3 protein-coding genes are annotated in these 1,569 nt (G+C 38.8%); all 3 read left to right on the top strand.

Annotation, left to right across the window (positions count from 1 at the left end; genetic code table 11):
• Window positions 1–230 precede the first annotated feature (230 nt).
• The gene (locus RMO27_RS14390) at window positions 231–404 is read left to right on the top strand and encodes a hypothetical protein (RefSeq protein WP_309733668.1); all 174 of its coding nucleotides are present in this window, start codon (window positions 231–233) and stop codon (window positions 402–404) included.
• A gap of 139 nt (window positions 405–543) precedes the next feature.
• Window positions 544–1,239: a lipase family protein gene (locus RMO27_RS14385; RefSeq protein ID WP_309733666.1), complete on the top strand. Its 696-nt coding sequence runs from the start codon at window positions 544–546 to the stop codon at window positions 1,237–1,239.
• Window positions 1,240–1,295: 56 nt separating this feature from the next.
• Window positions 1,296–1,569 (top strand): hypothetical protein (locus RMO27_RS14380; RefSeq protein WP_309733664.1); only part of this gene is annotated, 274 nt, incomplete at its 3' end.

Here is a 1,569-nt window from a genome sequence, read left to right as displayed (position 1 = left end):
GCTATATCAGATCGTAGAGTTCGATCGATCCACCAGCCAATCCAGATCCCCGACTTTTCCGAAAAGTCGGGGATCTGCTCCACACCAAGGATCGATATCACTAGTAAGCTGTGCAGCCAGAGCTTGACACTACTTAATATGTTCAGTAAAGAAGTTCTCACTTTTTGTTACTTTTTCATACCGACAATTCGATCGAGCAGGGTTATCTTTGAGTCTAACAGTGAATAATCATGGAAAACTTAGAGGATTTTAAAGGAATGTCTTTCGACCAACAGAATTTTAGTAAATTTGAAGGAACTAAAGCTCATGAGCTAGCAACACTGATTGGATCGGCTTACTCCCTTCCCGCCGCAAGACTATTTATTGACCGCGATCGATTGCAAAGACTGGTTTTCAGCGGATAAAATTTATAGTAGCGATCGAGCCTTAACTGTCACAGTCAGAGGGATCTATACTCTGTGAGCGGAAAGGGAGTATGCTCAGTTTGAACAACAAGGAGTAGGTACATGGAAACCTCTAAGTGGTTACGATCTGGTTCAAGAATTGAAACATGACAAAAAAAGGCAGATTTTTGGCTTTGTTGCTAAAAAGGATAGAGAAGTTTTTATTATCATCAGGGGTACGAGAACAGCCTATGAATGGTATAACAATACTGCGATTCAATACAATCAGTATAAAACTATTAATTCAAATAAAGAATTGGGTGTAACCACAAAAGGATTTCATTCTATTTATGTTGACATCAGACAAGAGATACAAGTAGCGTTACAGGAGAAAAAAGGAACTTTCGATCGTATTTTCGTTGCGGGTCACAGCTTGGGTGGTGCATTAGCAACGCTGGCGATTCCCGATTTAATTGATTTGGGAATTAATGCTTCTGATATTATAGCTTATACTTTCGCTAGTCCGAGATGTTGCGATCGCCAATTAGCCAATTATTTAAAGGGGAGTGGTGTCAAACATTGGCGTATTGCCAATACCGAAGATATTGTGCCAACATTGCCAGGAGCAACGGCTAATATTTTCTCACCAAATGATACTCGAAAACAAGAAGACGCAGACGATGGAAATTTTATTGTCAGAACTTATAACAACCTCAAAGCTAGAGGTATGAAAACTTTCGAGCATACAGGCACACCTATTTATTTCACAATTGGTAAAGATTCAATCGAAGATAACCATAGTTTAGAGCTTGTGTACAAGCAAGGTATCGATCGATATCTAGCAACGTTAAATTAAACCATATTTAATTTAGTAGTAGGTTGATAAAAGACATGCAAAACCTAGGAAGTCAGATGGAAAAAGTTGTGCCAGAGGAAATTAAAAAGCGTCTCGAAGATTATCACAGATTGTTTTTCATCGCTAGAACATTACACTATTCTATTGGTGTTTTTGGATTGACATGCTCAATAATGGCTAGCTCAGGTTTTGGGGGAGGAGATATTCCACGCTATTGGGCAGTTGGTTCAGGCATTTGTTATGGTCTACTTGCCTTTTTAGATCCAAACTCTAAATATATTAAATTTTCTAAAGCAGCAAGAGTACTCGAACAAGCCTGTCTCGAATACA

The organism is Chamaesiphon sp. OTE_75_metabat_556 (assembly GCF_031378165.1).
Lineage (GTDB): Bacteria > Cyanobacteriota > Cyanobacteriia > Cyanobacteriales > Chamaesiphonaceae > Chamaesiphon.
This window is presented reverse-complemented; position numbering and strand designations above follow the sequence as displayed.